This window comes from Bradyrhizobium sp. CAR08, from assembly GCF_052871955.1.
The window spans coordinates 136,782-153,187 of sequence record NZ_JBIXJX010000015.1 but is presented as its reverse complement, the minus strand read 5'-3'; the positions used below and the strand labels follow the sequence as shown (position 1 = coordinate 153,187).

Genomic DNA, 16,406 nt, shown 5'->3' with positions numbered 1-16,406 from the left:
TCCAATTCAAGCGGCGGCAGTCCGCGGCCGCCATGCGGCTGGCGGGTGCAAATCGGGAAGCCTGACGCCTGTTGCACCGCGATGTTAATCGCGACGCAACATTCAAAATGAGACTGCCCGTTAAGCCGCGCACGGCTCCAGCACGTGCGCTGCATCGGAGTTCGGTTAGCCTCCGTTTCAAGCACCGTTAGCCTTGTCCGAACGCCGCACCGCGCGGCGGGCGCGTCAAGGCGCGGTGAAAAACAGTGACAAGAACGCCCAGGGAGGAGAGCAATGTTGAAAGGCAGTCTAGGACTGATCGCGTTGAGCAGCCTGTTACTTTCGGGCACCGCCTTCGCACAGGAGAAGATCAAGGTCGGCGTCACCGCGACGCTCGAAGGCACCTACACCGTACTCGGCGAGGACGGCATCCGCGGCTTCCAGACGGCCCTCAACGTCCTCGGCAAGAAGGTCGGCGACAAGGAACTCGAATTTGTCATCGCCTCGACCGACGCGACGCCGGACTCCGCCGTACGAGCCGTGCGCAAGCTGATCGAGCAGGACAAGGTACAGATCCTGCTGTCGCCGCTCTCTGGTGACGAAGGCATCGCGGTCAAAAATTTTGCAAAGACCCATCCCGAACTGACCTTCATCAACGCCGCCTCCGGGGCCCAGGAAACGACCTATGTCGATCCGGCTCCGAACTTTTTCCGCTACAACATGGACGGTGCGCAGTGGCAGGTGGGCCTCGGCAAATATGCTTATGACGAAAAGAAGTATCGCAAGATCGCGACCGTCGGCGAAGACTACTCCTTCATCTATACGCAGGTGTTCGGCCTCGTGCTCGAGTTCTGCGGTGCCGGCGGACAGGTCACCAACCGGCAATGGGTGCCGCTCGGCACCAAGGACTTTGCCTCGGTCATCGCCGCACTGCCCGACGACGTCGACGCAATCTATCTCGGCCTCGGCGGCGCCGACGCCGTCAACTTCCTGAATCAGTACCAGCAGGCCGGCGGCAAGGCGCATCTGATGGGCGGCTCGATCATGATCGACCAGACCATCCTGTCGTCCAAGGGAAACGCCAAGAATGCCCTGATCGGCACGCTGGCCGCGAGCGGCCAGGCCGACACTTGGGAGAACCCAAGTTGGCAGAAGTTCGTGAAGGACTATCAGGACGCCTTCCCGCCCAACAAGCGCTTCCCGAGCCCATCGCTGCTCGCCACCAACTATTACGGCTCGACCATGGCGCTGATCCAGGCGCTCCGCCAGGTCAATGGCGATCTCTCCAACAATCAGGCCAAGTACAAGGAGGCCCTTGCCAAGATCGAGATCGACGCACCCAACGGCAAGATCAAGCTGGACTCCAACCGCCAGGCGATCGGCACCAACTTCGTCACCGAGGTTGTCGACGACGGCAAGGGCGCGCTGTTCTCGAAGGTCGTGAAGGTGATCCCGGACGTCAACCAAACGCTGGGCTACGATCCCGCGGTGTTCGCCAAAATCGGTTTGCCGAGCCGCACAGTACCGGAATGTAAGAAATACTGACCTAGTCTCATTCGCGAGCGATGACCGGCCGGGGAGAGATTTGCCAGAAGCGCGACACGTGCGCCCTTGCATTCTCTCCTCGGTTGTTGAACGCTACCAAAAAATACCAAGAGCTTTTGGGAGGAGAGGCATGAGCCGGGCGCTCGCCGTCTTCCACGGCCGCTTTGGTCGGGCGACGGTCTATCAGTTGAACCGCCCTTTCAACATCCACGCACATCGCGAAGGTCATTTGATCTTCCATGTCGGCGGGCGTTCCGCATGCATCGATGTCAGTGACGGACGTTACGAGCTCACCGAAGGTTCCGTCGTCGCGGTCAATCCGTGGGAGCCGCATAATTTCCTGCCGTCCGATCTCGAAGGCGGCGCCGTTTTCTTCGTGCTCTACGTCAATGCGGAGTGGTTTGCGCCCGACGCGCCCGGCGCCGACCGCCTGCGCTTCGGCCGCACCCAGTTCACGCGGTCCGTTGCGCTGGACAAGCACATCAGGCACGCAGCCGCCCTCGTGTGCGGCGCTCCCTCGCTCAACAGCCTCGATGGCGAGCTGAGAAGCCTGATCGACATCTGTTATGACGAAAGCTGGCAACAGGCGGCGACCGCGCGCGATCCGCGCGCAAACGGTTCCGTCACGGATTTTCGTGTGCGCAAGTGCATCAAGATGATGTCGGAGAGTCCTGGCGCCGAGATCGAGCTCGATACCATCGCGCGCGAATCTGGCCTTTCCCGGCCGCATTTCTACCGGCTCTTCCGCACCCAGACCGGCGTCACGCCACACCTCTATCTCAACACGCTGATGATGGAGCAGGCGCTGGAGGCGCTGGTAGCGAGCGAAGCGCCGATCGCCGATATCGGCTTCGATCTCGGCTTCTCGTCGCAGAGCGGATTCACCCGCTTCTTCGCTGCCAATGTCGGCATGGCGCCGACCGATTATCGCCGCGCGGCCAAGGTTTTGCGCGCCTGAGGTCACGCGAAAAGATACTCACGATCAAGCGCCTCCGTTACAGCCGCATTAGGATGCGACAAACGCGATCCCGAAACGAGGATCGCGCGCGATAGGGAGCGCACGTTCATGGCAGGGCTTGCGGCCGGCGACGGTCTGCGTGCCCCTCCGCCCCGCTTGCGGGGTGAGAGATGGGGTGACGCGAAGACGGAGCGGCGATCATGACCCGCTTTGTCGAACGCCATCCCGCCTGGGCACTGATTGTCATCATCGCAATCGCGGTAGCACTCTGGCTAATTTTCGCAGTGTGGCCGCAGAGCGTCGAAGATGCGTTCGGCCGCAAGCGGGTCTTCCTCAACGCGCTCTTCAACGGCATCACGCTCGGCGGTCTCTATTTCCTCGTCGCCAGCGGCTTTACGCTGATCTTCGGCTTAATGCGTAACGTCAACCTCGCGCACGGCTCGCTCTATTTGTTCGGCGGCTATGTCGGCTACGCCATCAGCGTCGCGACCGGTTCATGGGTCCTCAGCTTCATCGTCGCTTTCATCCTTACGGCGCTGGTCGGCGTCCTGCTCCAGGTCCTCGTCTTCCGCCGCATGGAGGGCCAGGACCTGCGCCAGACCATGGTGACGATCGGACTCTCGATCGTGTTCGCCGATTTGATGCTGTGGTCCTGCGGCGGCGATTTCTATCAGATCCAGACCCCGAACTGGCTGATCGGACCTGTGGAGCTGCCCCTGGTCACCGCGGTCAAATCCTCAGGCGAGCCGGTCTATCTCCGCTATCCCATGGTCCGACTCGTGATCTTCGCCGCCTCCGTCGTGATCGGCGTGGCGATGTGGCTGGCGCTCAACCGGACGCGGATCGGCATGATCATCCGCGCCGGTGTCGACGATCGCGACATCCTGGCTGCGACCGGGGTGAGGATCCAACTCGTTTTCGTGGTGGTGTTTGCGCTCGGCGCCGGCCTCGCCGGCGTTGCAGGCGTCGTCGGCGGAACATTCCAGTCGCTCTCGCCTGGCGAGGATATCCGCTTCCTGCTCGCCTCGCTCGTCGTCGTGATCGTCGGTGGCATGGGCTCGATCCCGGGGGCGGCGCTGGGGGCGCTCATCATCGGCCTCGCCGAACAGCTCGGCTCGGTCTATATCCCGACCTACGCCATCGTCGTGACCTTCCTGATCATGGTTCTGGTGCTGGCGATTCGGCCGCAGGGCCTGTTGGCGAGGCGCTGACATGTCCCTCGCTCATGACGCCCGCGTCACGGTTCGTCCCGCCGCTGTGGTGCAGCGCTCCAGATTGCGCGGATGGCCGGAGATCGACAATCCGGCGGCCTGGACTGTCGCGGCCATTCTCCTAATCATGCCGCTGATCGCCAGCGGCTTCTTCCTGATCGAGATCTTTGCGACCACGCTGATCCTCGGAACCATGGCGCTGAGTCTGATGTTTCTTGCCGGCTATGCCGGCATGGTCAGCCTGATGCAGCTCACCATCGCGGGTTTCTCCGCCTATATGGTCGCGGTGTTTGGCGTCAGCGGCAACGCCAATATCAGCCTGGGCTGGCCGTGGTGGCTTGCCGTCCCGATGGCGCTCGCGCTCGCGACCATCTTCGGCACGCTCGGCGGCGCGCTGGCGGTGCGCACCGAGGGCATCTACACCATCATGATCACGCTCGCGATCGGCGCAGCGTTCTATTATTTCACCAACCAGAACTGGGCGATTTTCAACGGTCATACCGGCATCAATACCGTTGCCACACCGCATTTCTGGGGCGTCAACTGGCGCGCCGACATTCCCTTCTATTATATCGTCCTTGCGGTAGCCGCGCTGTGCTACTTCGCGGTCGACTACATCTCCCGCGCGCCGTTCGGCCTCGCGCTGCAAGGTGTCCGCGACAATCCCCGCCGCATGGCGGCGCTCGGCTTCAACGTCAATGCGCATCGCGTCGCGGCCTACGCTTTCGCGTCCTTCGTCGCGGCGCTGGCAGGGGTGCTCCAGGTCTGGAATTACCGGCAGATTTCGCCGGGTTCCGTGAGCGTTGCAGCCTGCATCGATATCCTCATCATCGCAGTCGTCGGTGGCATCACGCGCCCCGTCGGCCCCTTTATCGGCGCGCTGATCTTCGTGCTGCTGCGCACCTTCGCACTCGACTTCCTGGTCAAGCTGGGGCTCGACGGCAACCGCTTTCGGCTCCTGATCGGTCTCGGCTTCCTCGCCATCGTGTTCTGGTCTTCGGACGGCGTCATCGGGCTCTGGCAGAGCTGGCGGCGCCGCCAACGCTCCGGCGCGGCAAGTTCGAGCGGACGACGAGACCGAGAATCCGGCCGAGGATCCAGCCAAGGATCCAGCCATGGATAGCGTCGCGCAACGCCTCTCTGTCGTGGGCGCCGGCGCCGCGCTGGAGCTGCGCGGCGTGACACGTCTGTTCGGCGCGCTCGCGGCACTCACCGACATCACCATTACCGTCCGCCCCGGCGAACGGCGCGCCGTGCTTGGCTCAAACGGCGCCGGCAAGACTACGCTGTTCAATTGCATCACTGGCGATTTCCCGCCTTCTTCCGGCACCATCCGCTTCTTCGGCGAGGACGTCACGCACTTCCCGCCTTATGAGCGCATCCGCCGTGGCTTGCGCCGGACTTACCAGATCTCCGCGCTGTTTCCCGGCCTCACCGTCCAGGACAATGTCTACCTCGCCTGCCGTGGCGTCTCACGGGGGCGCTTCTCGTTTCTTCGCCCCGGTCAGAACGATGTGTTGATGCACGCGGCCGAAAATCTCGTACACGCCGTCCATCTCTCAGGCGTGAAGGATCAGCGCGTTGCCGAGCTCGCGCATGGTCAGCAGCGCCAGCTCGAGATCGCACTTGCGCTTGCCGGAGCGCCGCGATTCGTCCTGTTCGATGAACCGGCCGCGGGACTATCACCGACCGAGCGTGCCGAGCTGATCGAGATATTGACCTCCCTGCCCGCGCATATCGGCTACATCATCATCGAGCACGACATGGACGTGGCCCTGCGCGTCGTCGAGAGCGTCACGATGATGCACAACGGGCGGATCTTCAAGGAAGGCCGTCCGCAGGAGATCGAGTCCGATCCTGAAGTGCAGGAGCTATACCTCGGAGGTGGCCATGAATGAGGTCCGCCGTACCGCCCCCGCGCTCGAAGTTCGCGGCCTGGACGTCTATTATGGCCATTCGCATGCGCTGCAAGGCGTGGACCTGACGCTTGATGCCGGCGTGTTCTCTGTCGTCGGCCGCAACGGCATGGGCAAGACCACGCTATGCAAGGCCATCATGGGGCTGGTGCCGGTCAGCGGCGGCTCGATCCGCATCCGCGGGGATGAGATCACCCGACAGCCGCCTGCCCACATAGCCCGACTCGGCGTCGGCTACGTTCCGCAGGGACGGCGGCTGTGGCGTTCACTCAGCGTCGATGAGCATCTGCGGCTTGCCGCCGGCTTGCGCCGCGGCGCCTGGACGGTCGAGCGCATCTACAAGACGTTTCCGCGGTTGGCCGAGCGCAAGGATCACGGCGGCGGCCAGCTCTCCGGCGGCGAGCAACAGATGCTTGCGATCTCGCGCGCGTTGCTCACCAACCCGCGGCTCCTGATCATGGACGAGCCCACTGAGGGGCTCGCGCCCGTCATCGTGGCCCAGGTCGAGGAGATGCTGCTACGACTTGGCGAGGACGGCGACATGTCCGTGCTCGTGATCGAGCAGAATATCGGCGTGGCGACCGCCGTGTCGCGCAATGTCGCGATCATGGTCAACGGCCGCGTCAACCGCATCATCGATTCGGTGCGGCTTGCCGCCGATCGCGAACTGCAGCAGCGCCTGCTCGGTGTCGGAATGCACGCCGGACTCGAGCTCGACCTCGACGTGCCACCGGCGGATACGGAAGCGAAGCCTCCTCCGCAGCAGACGCGTCCAGGCGGCGCGATCCGCATCTACATGTCAAACCCGACGCCGCCGACACGGTGGTCGCAACCTGTGCCGATCGCCCGCATCGAGGCTGCGGCCCGCATGTTCTCGACACAGGTGATGCGACTCGACGAGACGGCACGGCGACGGCGCGAACCGGTCGCCGCACAAACGCAGGGCCCTCCGGTCGTCCTCGTCGTCGGTACGCTCGACACCAAGGGCACGGAGCTCCGCTTCATCCGCGACATCATCGCCGGGACCGGCCTGCGAACCCGATTGGTCGATGTCTCCACCAGCGGCAGGCACGCGGCCAGCGACGTCTCCGCCCAGGAGATTGCCTTGAACCATGGTCGCGGCGGATCGGCGGTATTCGGACCCGACCGCGGCGCCGCCGTCGCCGCGATGGCCGAGGCCTTCGCCAGCTGGTTGCGACGCCAGAACAATGTTGCCGGCGTGATTTCTGCCGGTGGCTCGGGCGCAGCGTCGCTGGTCGCGCCCGGTATGCGGATGCTTCCTGTCGGGGTGCCGAAGCTCATCGTCTCGTCCGTCGCCTCTGGCGACGTCGGGCCCTATGTCGGCCCCGCGGACATCACCATGATGCATTCGGTTACCGACGTTCAGGGCCTCAACTCGATCTCGCGCGCCGTGCTGGCCAACGGCGCCAACGCGCTGGCCGGCATGGTCAAGGCGCGCCTTGATCAGCATTCGCGGAAGGATCGCGGCGACAGCGGATTGCCGTCGGTCGGCATCACCATGTTTGGTGTCACCACGCCGGCGGGGCAGAAGATCGCGGCCGACTTGCGCGAGGATTTCGAGTGCCTGGTCTTCCACGCCACCGGCGTCGGAGGACGCTCAATGGAGAAGCTCGTCGATTCCGGACAGCTCGCAGGCGTCATCGACCTCACGACCACGGAGGTCGGCGATCTCCTGATGGGCGGCGTGTTCCCGGCCATCGACGACCGCTTTGGCGCCATCATCCGCAGCCGGGTGCCTTATGTCGGCTCGGTGGGCGCTCTGGACATGGTGAATTTCGGCGCCCCCGAGACCATCCCGGAGCGCTACCGCGGCAGGAAATTCCACGTCCACAACCCGCAGGTCACGCTGATGCGCACCACTGCAGAGGAGAACGAGCGCATGGGGCACTGGATCGCCGACCGGCTCAACCGGATGGACGGCCCGGTGCGCTTCTTCCTGCCTGAGGGCGGTGTCTCCGCGCTCGACGCGCGAGGACAGCCATTCTGGGATCCGGACGCCGATGCGGCGCTGTTCCGCACGCTGGAGCGCAACGTGCGGCAGACCGCCAACCGTCAGCTCATCCGCATTCCCAAGAATATCAATGACCCCGAGTTCGCCTCCACCATCGTCAGCGCGTTCCGAACATTGTTCGGCCGCATTGGGGCGCGCCGGAGACTAACGAGGTGACCGATGGCCCGGTTTGAACGCGCTGCACTGTTGAATCGCTTCCGCGAGATGGCAAGGCGCGGCGAGCCCATCGTCGGCGGCGGCGCCGGCACCGGCCTGTCGGCCAAGTGCGAGGAGGCCGGCGGTGTCGACCTCATCGTCGTCTACAATTCCGGCCGCTACCGCATGGCCGGCCGAGGCTCGCTCGCGGGATTGATGGCTTACGGCGACGCCAACGCCATCGTGCTGGAGATGGCCGGCGAAGTGCTGCCCGTGGTGACCAGGACGCCAGTGCTCGCCGGCGTCAATGGCACGGATCCGTTCCGCGACATGGATCTTTTCCTGGACCAATTGAAAGCGCTCGGATTCGCTGGCGTACAAAACTTTCCGACCGTCGGCCTTATCGACGGCGTGTTCCGCGCCAATCTCGAAGAGACCGGTATGTCCTATGCCCTCGAGATCGACATGATCGCAAAGGCGCGCGAGAAGGACCTGCTGACGACGCCCTACGTCTTTAGCGAGAAGGAAGCTGCCGCGATGGCGATCGCAGGCGCGGATATCATCGTCTGTCATCTGGGCCTGACGACCGGGGGCAGCATCGGCGCGCAGACCGCACTCAAGCTGACCGATTGCCCAGCGCACATCGACACCTGGGCCTCCGCCGCGCTCGGCGTCAATCCGGACATTCTGGTGCTCGCTCACGGCGGACCAATCTCCGATCCGGACGATGCCGATTTCATCATGAGGAACACACGCAACTGCCACGGCTTCTACGGCGCCTCCTCAATGGAACGGCTGCCGGTCGAGCGGGCGCTGACGGATCAGGTTCGCAAATTCAAGGCGATCGGCGCGCGATAACGCCGAAAGGTCGAGGGAGAGAAACATGTCAGGGACTCTGGTCGGTGAATTGATCCTCTGGCTGATCGTCGCCGTCGTGGTGATCGTGGTCGGCGTCTACATCGTGAACTGGCTCTATCACCGCTCGTCCAAGGAGACCTCATTCGTCCGGACCGGCCTGCTCGGCGAGCGCGTTGTGATCAACGGCGGCGCCTTCGTGCTGCCGTTCATCCACGACTACACGCCCGTCAACATGAACGTGCAGCCGATGGGCATCGTGCGCTCCCGCCAGGACGCCGTGATCACCCGTGACCGCATGCGCGTCGACATCGAGGCCGATTTCTATGTCCGCGTGCAGGCGACCCGCGAAGCCGTGTCTATCGCGGCCGCCACACTCGGCCGCCGCACCATGGAGCCCGAACAGCTCCACGCCCTCCTCGCCGGCAAATTCATCTCGGCCATTCGTTCCGTTGCCTCGGAGATGACCCTCGAGCAGATGCACGAGCAGCGCGGTGAGTACGTCGCCCGCCTCAAGGCGAACGCCGCAGAGGCCCTCGCCCAGAACGGGCTCGAGCTGGAATCAGTCGCGATCACCGATCTCGACCAGACCGATCTCGAATTCTTCAACCCCTCGAACCGCTTCGACGCCGAAGGTCTGACCCGCCTGATGGAGGACATCGAGGCCAAGCGCAAACTGCGCAACGACATCGAGCAGGATTCGATGATCAAGATCCGCTCCCGCAACCTGGAGGCCGAGCGGCAGGCTCTCGAGATCGAACGCGAAAGCGAGACGGCGCGCCTCGAACAGGAGCGTGACATCGAGATGCGCCGCGCCCTGCAACGCACCGAGGTGGCACGCGAACGGGCCCTGCGCGAGACCGAAGCTGAGCAGGCGCAGATTTCCGCCCGTGAAACCATCGAGAAGGCGCGAATCGCCAACGACCAGGCGATCGCCGAAGCCCGTATCGCCTCGGAGCGTGAGACCCGCCAGCGGGAGATCGAGCGCACCCGCACCATCGAGGAGAAGGAACTGCTCGCACGGGAGGAAATCGAAAAAGCCCGGATCGCCAACCAGCGCTCGATCGATACCAGCCGCATCGCTTCCGAGCGCGAGGTGCGCCAGCGCGAAATCGAGCGGATGCGGACCGTCGAGGAAGCCGAGATCACCGCCCGCGAAGCGATCGAGAAAGCGCGTATCCAGCAGGACCGCGTCGTGACCGACGCCCGCATCGCTAACGAAGAGGAGACCCGGCGCCGCGAGATCGACCGGACCCGCGCCGTGGACGAAGCCGAGATTGCTGCCCGCGAGACGACCGAAAAGGCCCGCATCGCCCAGACCATGATTGTCAATGTCGAGCGCATCGCATCCGATGAGCGCACCCGTGCGCTGGAGATCCAGCAGGTGCGTAACATCCAGGAAGCCGAGATTGAGGCGCAGCGCGCGGTCGAGGCGGCGCGCATCGACCGGGAGCACAGGCTCGCCGTCGAGCGCATCGCGGTCGAGCAGAATACCCGGCAGTTGGAAATCGACCGAAATCAGACGCTGGAAGTCGCAGAGGTCGCGGCGCGCGAAGCCACCGAAGCTGCCCGCATCACCCAGCAAGAGCGCGTGCGGTCGCTGGAAATCGCCCGCAACCGCGCCGTCGAGGAAGCCGACATTGCCTCGCGGGAAGCCATCGAAGCCGCCCGGATCGCGCAGGAGAAGTCCGTTGCAGCCGAGCGTATCCAGGCCGAGCGTGACACACGCGCGCTCGAGATCGAGCGCTCAGCCGTGCTCGAGGCGGCCGAGTTGAAGCGCCGCGACGCCATCGAGCGCCAGCGCATCGGCGTCGATCTCGCGCTCGAGGCCGAGCGGATCACGTCCTCCAAGAAGCGCGAAGTCCTCAATATCGAGCACAAGAAGGCGATCGAGATCGCGGATGAGGACCGCGTCATCGCGCTCTCGACCAAGAAGTCCGAGCGCATCGACGCCGACCGCCAGGTCAGGCAGGCCGAGATTGTCGCGCGCAAGGAGGTCGAGACCACCGACGTCTCGCGCGAGCATGCGCTGGAGGCGGCGCGAATCGAGCGCCGCCGTTCGATCGAACAGCTCGAAGTCGCTCGCGTCCAGTCGCTCCAGGAAGCCGAGATTGCCGCGCGGGAAGAGGTTGAGCGCTCCCGCATCGCCTCCGATCGCGGCCTCGACGAGGCCCGCATCGGCCGCGAGCGCGAGTTGCGCAAGCTCGAAATCAATCGCGAGAAGGAGGTCGAGACCGTCTTGATGGAAAAGGCGATTGCTATCCACCTCAAGTCGCTGGAGGAATCCGCGGCCAAGGCCTCGGCTGAGGAAGCGCGGGTGCATGCCACTGAAGCCACCGAGCGCGTCATAACCGCGCGCGAGAGCGAGATCGCGAAGCGTCGCAAGACCGTGGAGATCCTGATCGCCGAGAAGCAGGCCGAAGAGACGCGAATTGCCGCGGAAGCCGAACGGATCCGCGCTGCAGTCGAGGCCGAGGCGCAGCGTATGCTCAACGAGGCCGAGAACGTGCTGACCGACCAGGCGCGCTACTCGCTATTCCGTAGAAAGCTGCTCGACCGCATCGAGGGCATCGTCCGTGAGAGCGTCAAGCCGATGGAGAAGATCGAGGGCATCCGCATCCTGCAAGTCGATGGTCTCAACGGCAACGGCCATGGCGGCAATGGCGGCCGTAGCGCCACCGACGAGGTGATCGACTCGGCGCTGCGCTACCGCGTCCAGGCGCCGCTGATCGACTCGCTCCTGGCGGACATCGGCGTCGAAGGCGGCAGCCTCGCCAAGATGCCAGGCCTGATCCGGGAAGCTCGCGACATGCAGGGCATCAAGGACTCCGCGCGCAAGAGCGGCGGCGATGGCGAGAAGCCAGCCGCTGCACCCTCGCCTTCGGCCGACGGCGAGCCGCCCGCCGAGCGCAGCCCCCGGAAGAAGAGTTGAGGTCGCACCATGGCCCGCGTCTACGTCTCAACCGTCGTCAACGCACGCAACGATCGCGTCTGGGCGCGGGTACGCGACTTCAACGGTCTGCCGAACTGGCATCCCGCGATTGCGGAAAGCCGCATCGAGGGCGGCGAGCCCTCCGACAAGATCGGCTGCGTCAGGGATTTTCGCCTGCGCAACGGCGATCGAATCCGGGAAAAGCTGCTCGGCCTGTCGGATTACGACATGTTCTGCACCTACTCGATCCTCGAATCCCCGATGGGGGTCGAGGACTACGTCGCGACGCTTCGGCTGACGCCGGTCACGGATGGCGACCAGACCTTCATGGAATGGACCGCGGAGTTTGACTGCGCACCCGAGCGGGAGGCGGAGCTCGTCGCGAATATCGGCGGCGGCGTGTTCCAGGGCGGCTTCGATGCCCTCAAACGCCAGTTCGGAGGCTGAGCGCCGTGCCCCACATCGTCAAGAGCACGATCCTGGATGCGCCGACCGGCTCCGTGTGGGGCGTGCTGCGCGATTTCAACGGGCACGATCGCTGGCATCCGGCGGTCGCGACCTCCACGATCGAGCGCGCGCAGGCTTCGGACAAGATCGGCTGTGTCAGGCGCTTCAAGCTGCAGGACGGCTCGGAGCTGCGCGAGCAATTGCTGACGCTGTCGGATCTGGAGCAGGCCTTCAGCTATTGCCTGCTCGATACGCCTCTCCCGATGTTCAACTATGTGGCCCATGTCCGCCTGCTGCCCGTGACCGACGGCGACCGCACCTTCTGGCACTGGGAATCCCGCTTTTCGACGCGGCCGGAGGACAAGGACCGGATCACCCACATGGTCGCGGAAGATATCTACCAGACGGGATTCGAAGCGATCCGCCGGTACCTCAAGGAGGCTGTGTCAACATGACTGTGACGGTGAAGACCTTCACGAGCTCCAGCGAGGCCGCCGCCGCGCTGTCGTCCGATCGCACCGCGCGCTATCTCGGTGGCGGCACGCTCGTGATGCGCGCGCTGAACGAAGGCGATATCTCGCTCTCGACCATCGTGCGCGCCAATGACCAAGCCTTGACGCGCATCGACCCATCTGGTCCGCGGATCACCCTGGGTGCTGGCGTAACTTTCGCCCGGATTCTGGGCGAGCGCGACCTCGCTTTCCTGCACGCCCCTGCCCGCTCGATTGGCGGCCCGGCGGTGCGCAACATGGGTACCGTGGGCGGCAATCTGTTTGCGCCCAATCCCTACGGCGATTTCACCGTCGCCCTGCTTGCGCTCGATGCCACGGTGGCCCTGCAAGGCGGCTTTGGATCGCGCGACATTCCAATTGAGGAGTTCTTGCAGTCACGTGAAAGGCAGGCGGGCGCGCTCGTGCTGTCGGTGTCATGCACGCGACCGACTAGCGCGGAGGCTTTTCGCTACCGCAAGATCGCACGGATCAAGCCCAAGGGCGGCTCGGTCATCACGCTCGCCGCACATCTGCCCATCAGTGGCGGGCGGGTCGCCGGGGCACGAATCGCATTTGGATCGATGGCCCCGACGCAAATACGTGCGCGGGCGGCCGAACGCGCTCTGGAAGGTCGCTCGCTCGATGCCGCGACCGTTGCGGCTGCAGCCTCCGCAGCGGCGGAAGGAACATCGCCCTCCGACAACGCGCTCGGCAGCGCCTGGTACCGTCGCGAGATCGTCGGCGTCCATCTGCGTCGTCTTCTCTTGGGTCAGGAATAGATCGTATGGCCAAGACTGCCCTGCAGTTTCGTCACAATGGCAGCGATGTCGCCATTTTTGTCGATGGCGGCACCAACCTGCTCGTCGCGCTTCGCGAATTGATCGGCGACATGACGCCGAAATTCGGCTGCGGCCAGGGGGGGTGCGGCACGTGCAGCGTCCTGATCGACGGCGAGCTCCATCTCTCCTGTCTGACGCTGGCCGAGACCGTCGCTGGCCGCTCCGTCGAGACGCTGGATAGCCTGAAGCAGGGACCGAACCTGCATCCGCTGCAGCGCGCCTTCGCCGAGAATTTTGCCGCCCAGTGCGGCTATTGCACGCCGGGCATGCTGATGGCTGCCAAGGCGCTGCTCGACCGCAATCCCTCCCCGAGCCGCGCCGAGATCGTCGAGGCGATCTCCGGCAACATCTGCCGCTGCACCGGCTACGAGCCGATCATCAACGCCATCCTCGCCGCCTCCGGCGGCAGGGTGAGCGCCTGAAGGACCAGATCATGCTGGAACTACGCAAGGACATCTTCGCCGACGAGCGCGACGATAATCTCAACGAGATCGGCAAGGGCACACAGCGCCAGGACATGCTCGGCCATGTCACGGGCACCTCGAGCTATTTCAACGACCACAAGCTCCAGGGCATGCTGCACCTGAAAGTCGTTCGCTCGACCCATTCGCATGCAAGGATCCGGCGGATCGATACCGCGGACGCCGAGCGCTCAGCCGGCGTGCGCCGGATCATCCGCGGCTCCGACGTGCCCCGCAACCTCAACACACTTTTGAGCCTGATCAATTTCGGCAAGGACGACGAACCATCGCTGGCCGTCGACAAGGTCCGCTACAAGGGTGAGCCGATCCTGGCCATCGTCGCCGACAGCGAGCGCGAGGCGTTCGAGGCGATCGCAAAGGTGCGGATCGACTATGAGCCGTTGCCAACCGTGTTCGACGTGGAAGATGCGCTGAAGGCCGGCGCGCCCGTCGTCAACGATACCTATCCGAAGAATGCCTTCATTTATCACGACACATACGACCACCAAAAGCTCCGCTTCGGCGATGCCGATGCCGCACTCGCGACCGCCGATCACGTGCTTGAACAACGCTACCAGATGTCACCAATCGAGCACGCGCCGACCGAAACCAATGGGTCGATCGCGGCGCCCGACACCAACGGGCGCTATGTCGTCTATACGTCGACGCAGGCGCTGTTCTTCTCGGTCGACACCTGCGCCAAGATCCTCGACGTCCCTTCCAACACCTTCCATTTCATTGGCGGCACCGTCGGCGGCGGCTTTGGCGGCAAGGTCGACACGCTGACCGAACCGTTATGCATCCTGGGTGCGATGCTGACGGGACGTCCCGTGCGCTACGTGTTCGGACGCGAAGAAGAGATGCAATACGGCCCGCCGCGCGGCGCCGAGCGCATCTACATCAAGGACGGCGTGATGCGCGATGGCCGCGTCGTCGCGAGAAAGATCCGCGCATATTTCGACAGCGGCGCATATACGCGGCTCTCCAGTTATGCAGCGGTGAAATGCGCAGCCCATCTGCCAGGACCCTACACCATCCCGAACGTCTATGGCGACGTCTACTGCGTCTTCACCAACCGTACGCCTGCAACCGCGATGCGCGGCTTCGGCGTCACCGCCATGGACTTTGCGATCGAATGCCAGATGGACAAGCTCGCGAACCTCGTCGGCATGGATCCGATGGAGTTCCGCATCCTCAATGCCTATCGCGACGGCGACATGAAGGCGCATCGGCGCGAGGCCAAGAACACGGCGCTGATCGAGTGCGTCCAGGTCGCGGCCGAGAAAGCCAAATGGCCGATCCGCGACGAGTTCAAGCGCGCCTCCTCCCGCAAAGACGGAGGCGGCAGCCGCGCTGCCATCCCGCGGACGCCTGCCGACATCCACGCACGGACGACCGCGCCGGCGCAGCAGCGCACGAGCTATGATCGCCTGCCAACGGCCGCGTCGCGCGAACCCCCGCGCGAGCCCCCACCGCCCGCGCCGCCACCGCCATCGCCGTCGCCACCGCGACCAACATCGCCCTCGCATGGGGCGGGCCGATTCTCATCCGTGTTCGGCACCAGGAGGCGTTGAGATGACGCGACATCGCGGACGCGGCATCGCGTCGGTCAACTATCCCATCGGCATGAACCTCGGCGGCGATCCCAGCCAAGCCCTGGTTCATTCCAATCCAAGCGGCAAGTTCACCGTAGCGCTGTCCTCGATCGACCTCGGCCAAGGCATGAAGTCGGTCACGCGGCAGATTTGCGCAGAGACGCTCGGCGTACCCGTCGAGGACGTCTATGTCGATACCGCCGATTCCGATACTGGCCCGCATTGCATGGGCTCGTTCGCCTCGCGCGGCACCCATCGCGTCGGCAATGCAGTGATGGCGGCGGCGCGCGAGGCGCGCGGCGTGATGATGGAGGCGGCCGCAGAAGAACTCGAGGTCAACGCCGCCGATCTCGAAACCGACGGACGTGGCAACATCCACGTCAAGGGCGCGCCGCACCGCTCGATCTCCACCAAGGACGTCGCCGTCGCCGCGCAGTTCAAGCAGGGCAAGACCATCGCCGGCCGCGGCATCTTCCTGGTTCCTCTGTCCAATGTCGATCCGGAAACCGGCGAGATGTCGCCGGCGACCTGTTACGCCCATGCCTGTCTCGTCGCCGAGGTCGAGGTTGACGACGAGACCGGCGAGGTCACGATGATCCGCATGGATTCTGCCTATGAGCTCGGCCGTGCGCTCAACCCGCGCCTGGTCGAGCAACAGCTCGTCGGCGGCGCCTGGATGGGCGTCAGTCACGCGCTCTACGAGACGCCAGAACCCTATTATCCCGACCCGGTCCACGGCCCTCGCGACTTCGTCGAATATGTCATGCCCGGTCCTGGCGATATCTGCCCGCACGACATCGCCGTATTGGAACGCCCCGCTCCCGATGGCCCCTTCGGCGCCAAGGGGCCCGGCGAAATGTGCGCGAATCCCGTATTGCCGGCCGTTGCGAACGCCATCTTCAACGCCGTCGGCGTGCGCATCGACGATCTGCCGATTACGCCGGAGAAGGTGCTGCGCGCGATCAAGGCCGAGGGCGGCGCGCGCCCTCAGGCGCGGCGCTGAGGTCTCG

The 16,406-nt window shown here is 64.5% G+C and carries 14 protein-coding genes; all 14 read left to right on the top strand.

The features are described 5' to 3' along the window. Positions 1-273: 273 nt before the first annotated feature. The 14 genes from ACIPUD_RS28710 to ACIPUD_RS28645 all read left to right on the top strand — a co-directional run bounded on the left by ACIPUD_RS28710 (position 274) and on the right by ACIPUD_RS28645 (position 16,399). On the top strand, positions 274-1,524 hold the full coding sequence (locus tag ACIPUD_RS28710; protein ID WP_026233649.1) for an ABC transporter substrate-binding protein: 1,251 nt from the start codon (positions 274-276) through the stop codon (positions 1,522-1,524). 130 nt (positions 1,525-1,654) lie between these two features. After that, positions 1,655-2,482 carry an AraC family transcriptional regulator gene (locus ACIPUD_RS28705; protein ID WP_027569321.1) on the top strand — a complete coding sequence of 276 codons (828 nt, stop codon included), beginning with the start codon at positions 1,655-1,657 and terminating at the stop codon, positions 2,480-2,482. A 200-nt stretch (positions 2,483-2,682) separates the two neighbouring features. Continuing rightward, positions 2,683-3,693 carry a branched-chain amino acid ABC transporter permease gene (locus ACIPUD_RS28700; protein ID WP_446481975.1) on the top strand — a complete coding sequence of 337 codons (1,011 nt, stop codon included), beginning with the start codon at positions 2,683-2,685 and terminating at the stop codon, positions 3,691-3,693. Between the two features lies 1 nt (position 3,694). Next, positions 3,695-4,816, top strand: a complete 1,122-nt coding sequence (locus tag ACIPUD_RS28695) for a branched-chain amino acid ABC transporter permease (RefSeq protein WP_446481974.1) — start codon at positions 3,695-3,697, stop codon at positions 4,814-4,816. Then, on the top strand, positions 4,809-5,591 hold the full coding sequence (locus ACIPUD_RS28690; RefSeq protein WP_317244680.1) for an ABC transporter ATP-binding protein: 783 nt from the start codon (positions 4,809-4,811) through the stop codon (positions 5,589-5,591). Before ACIPUD_RS28695 ends, ACIPUD_RS28690 begins: the two co-directional genes overlap by 8 nt. After that, positions 5,584-7,797 (top strand): Tm-1-like ATP-binding domain-containing protein, encoded by a 2,214-nt coding sequence (locus tag ACIPUD_RS28685; protein ID WP_446481973.1) that lies wholly within the window; start codon positions 5,584-5,586, stop codon positions 7,795-7,797. The genes ACIPUD_RS28690 and ACIPUD_RS28685 overlap by 8 nt, the downstream gene beginning before the upstream one ends. A 3-nt stretch (positions 7,798-7,800) precedes the next feature. Beyond that, complete coding sequence (locus ACIPUD_RS28680; RefSeq protein WP_018458736.1) at positions 7,801-8,634, top strand: phosphoenolpyruvate hydrolase family protein; 834 nt, start codon at positions 7,801-7,803, stop codon at positions 8,632-8,634. A 25-nt stretch (positions 8,635-8,659) separates the two neighbouring features. Next, complete coding sequence (locus ACIPUD_RS28675) at positions 8,660-11,563, top strand: flotillin domain-containing protein (RefSeq protein ID WP_446481972.1); 2,904 nt, start codon at positions 8,660-8,662, stop codon at positions 11,561-11,563. A 9-nt stretch (positions 11,564-11,572) separates the two neighbouring features. After that, the gene (locus tag ACIPUD_RS28670; protein WP_007593021.1) at positions 11,573-12,010 is read left to right on the top strand and encodes an SRPBCC family protein; all 438 of its coding nucleotides are present in this window, start codon (positions 11,573-11,575) and stop codon (positions 12,008-12,010) included. A gap of 5 nt (positions 12,011-12,015) precedes the next feature. Then, positions 12,016-12,465, top strand: coding sequence for an SRPBCC family protein (locus ACIPUD_RS28665; RefSeq protein WP_446481971.1), 450 nt, complete (start codon positions 12,016-12,018; stop codon positions 12,463-12,465). Further along, positions 12,462-13,280 (top strand): FAD binding domain-containing protein, encoded by an 819-nt coding sequence (locus ACIPUD_RS28660; protein WP_446481970.1) that lies wholly within the window; start codon positions 12,462-12,464, stop codon positions 13,278-13,280. The genes ACIPUD_RS28665 and ACIPUD_RS28660 overlap by 4 nt, the downstream gene beginning before the upstream one ends. A 5-nt stretch (positions 13,281-13,285) precedes the next feature. Beyond that, complete coding sequence (locus ACIPUD_RS28655) at positions 13,286-13,762, top strand: (2Fe-2S)-binding protein (protein ID WP_007593025.1); 477 nt, start codon at positions 13,286-13,288, stop codon at positions 13,760-13,762. Positions 13,763-13,773: 11 nt separating this feature from the next. Beyond that, entirely contained in the window at positions 13,774-15,375 is a 1,602-nt protein-coding gene (locus ACIPUD_RS28650) for a xanthine dehydrogenase family protein molybdopterin-binding subunit (RefSeq protein WP_446481969.1), read from the top strand. A 1-nt stretch (position 15,376) separates the two neighbouring features. Then, positions 15,377-16,399, top strand: coding sequence for a xanthine dehydrogenase family protein molybdopterin-binding subunit (locus tag ACIPUD_RS28645; protein WP_085394197.1), 1,023 nt, complete (start codon positions 15,377-15,379; stop codon positions 16,397-16,399). Positions 16,400-16,406 lie beyond the last annotated feature (7 nt).

Coding starts and splice junctions, on each gene's coding strand:
- ACIPUD_RS28655 (WP_007593025.1), top strand. CDS start 13,286: ATGGCCAAGACTGCCCTGCAGTTTCGTCACAATGGCAGCGATGTCGCC.
- ACIPUD_RS28650 (WP_446481969.1), top strand. CDS start 13,774: ATGCTGGAACTACGCAAGGACATCTTCGCCGACGAGCGCGACGATAAT.
- ACIPUD_RS28700 (WP_446481975.1), top strand. CDS start 2,683: ATGACCCGCTTTGTCGAACGCCATCCCGCCTGGGCACTGATTGTCATC.
- ACIPUD_RS28675 (WP_446481972.1), top strand. CDS start 8,660: ATGTCAGGGACTCTGGTCGGTGAATTGATCCTCTGGCTGATCGTCGCC.
- ACIPUD_RS28645 (WP_085394197.1), top strand. CDS start 15,377: ATGACGCGACATCGCGGACGCGGCATCGCGTCGGTCAACTATCCCATC.
- ACIPUD_RS28670 (WP_007593021.1), top strand. CDS start 11,573: ATGGCCCGCGTCTACGTCTCAACCGTCGTCAACGCACGCAACGATCGC.
- ACIPUD_RS28680 (WP_018458736.1), top strand. CDS start 7,801: ATGGCCCGGTTTGAACGCGCTGCACTGTTGAATCGCTTCCGCGAGATG.
- ACIPUD_RS28705 (WP_027569321.1), top strand. CDS start 1,655: ATGAGCCGGGCGCTCGCCGTCTTCCACGGCCGCTTTGGTCGGGCGACG.
- ACIPUD_RS28695 (WP_446481974.1), top strand. CDS start 3,695: ATGTCCCTCGCTCATGACGCCCGCGTCACGGTTCGTCCCGCCGCTGTG.
- ACIPUD_RS28690 (WP_317244680.1), top strand. CDS start 4,809: ATGGATAGCGTCGCGCAACGCCTCTCTGTCGTGGGCGCCGGCGCCGCG.
- ACIPUD_RS28660 (WP_446481970.1), top strand. CDS start 12,462: ATGACTGTGACGGTGAAGACCTTCACGAGCTCCAGCGAGGCCGCCGCC.
- ACIPUD_RS28685 (WP_446481973.1), top strand. CDS start 5,584: ATGAATGAGGTCCGCCGTACCGCCCCCGCGCTCGAAGTTCGCGGCCTG.
- ACIPUD_RS28710 (WP_026233649.1), top strand. CDS start 274: ATGTTGAAAGGCAGTCTAGGACTGATCGCGTTGAGCAGCCTGTTACTT.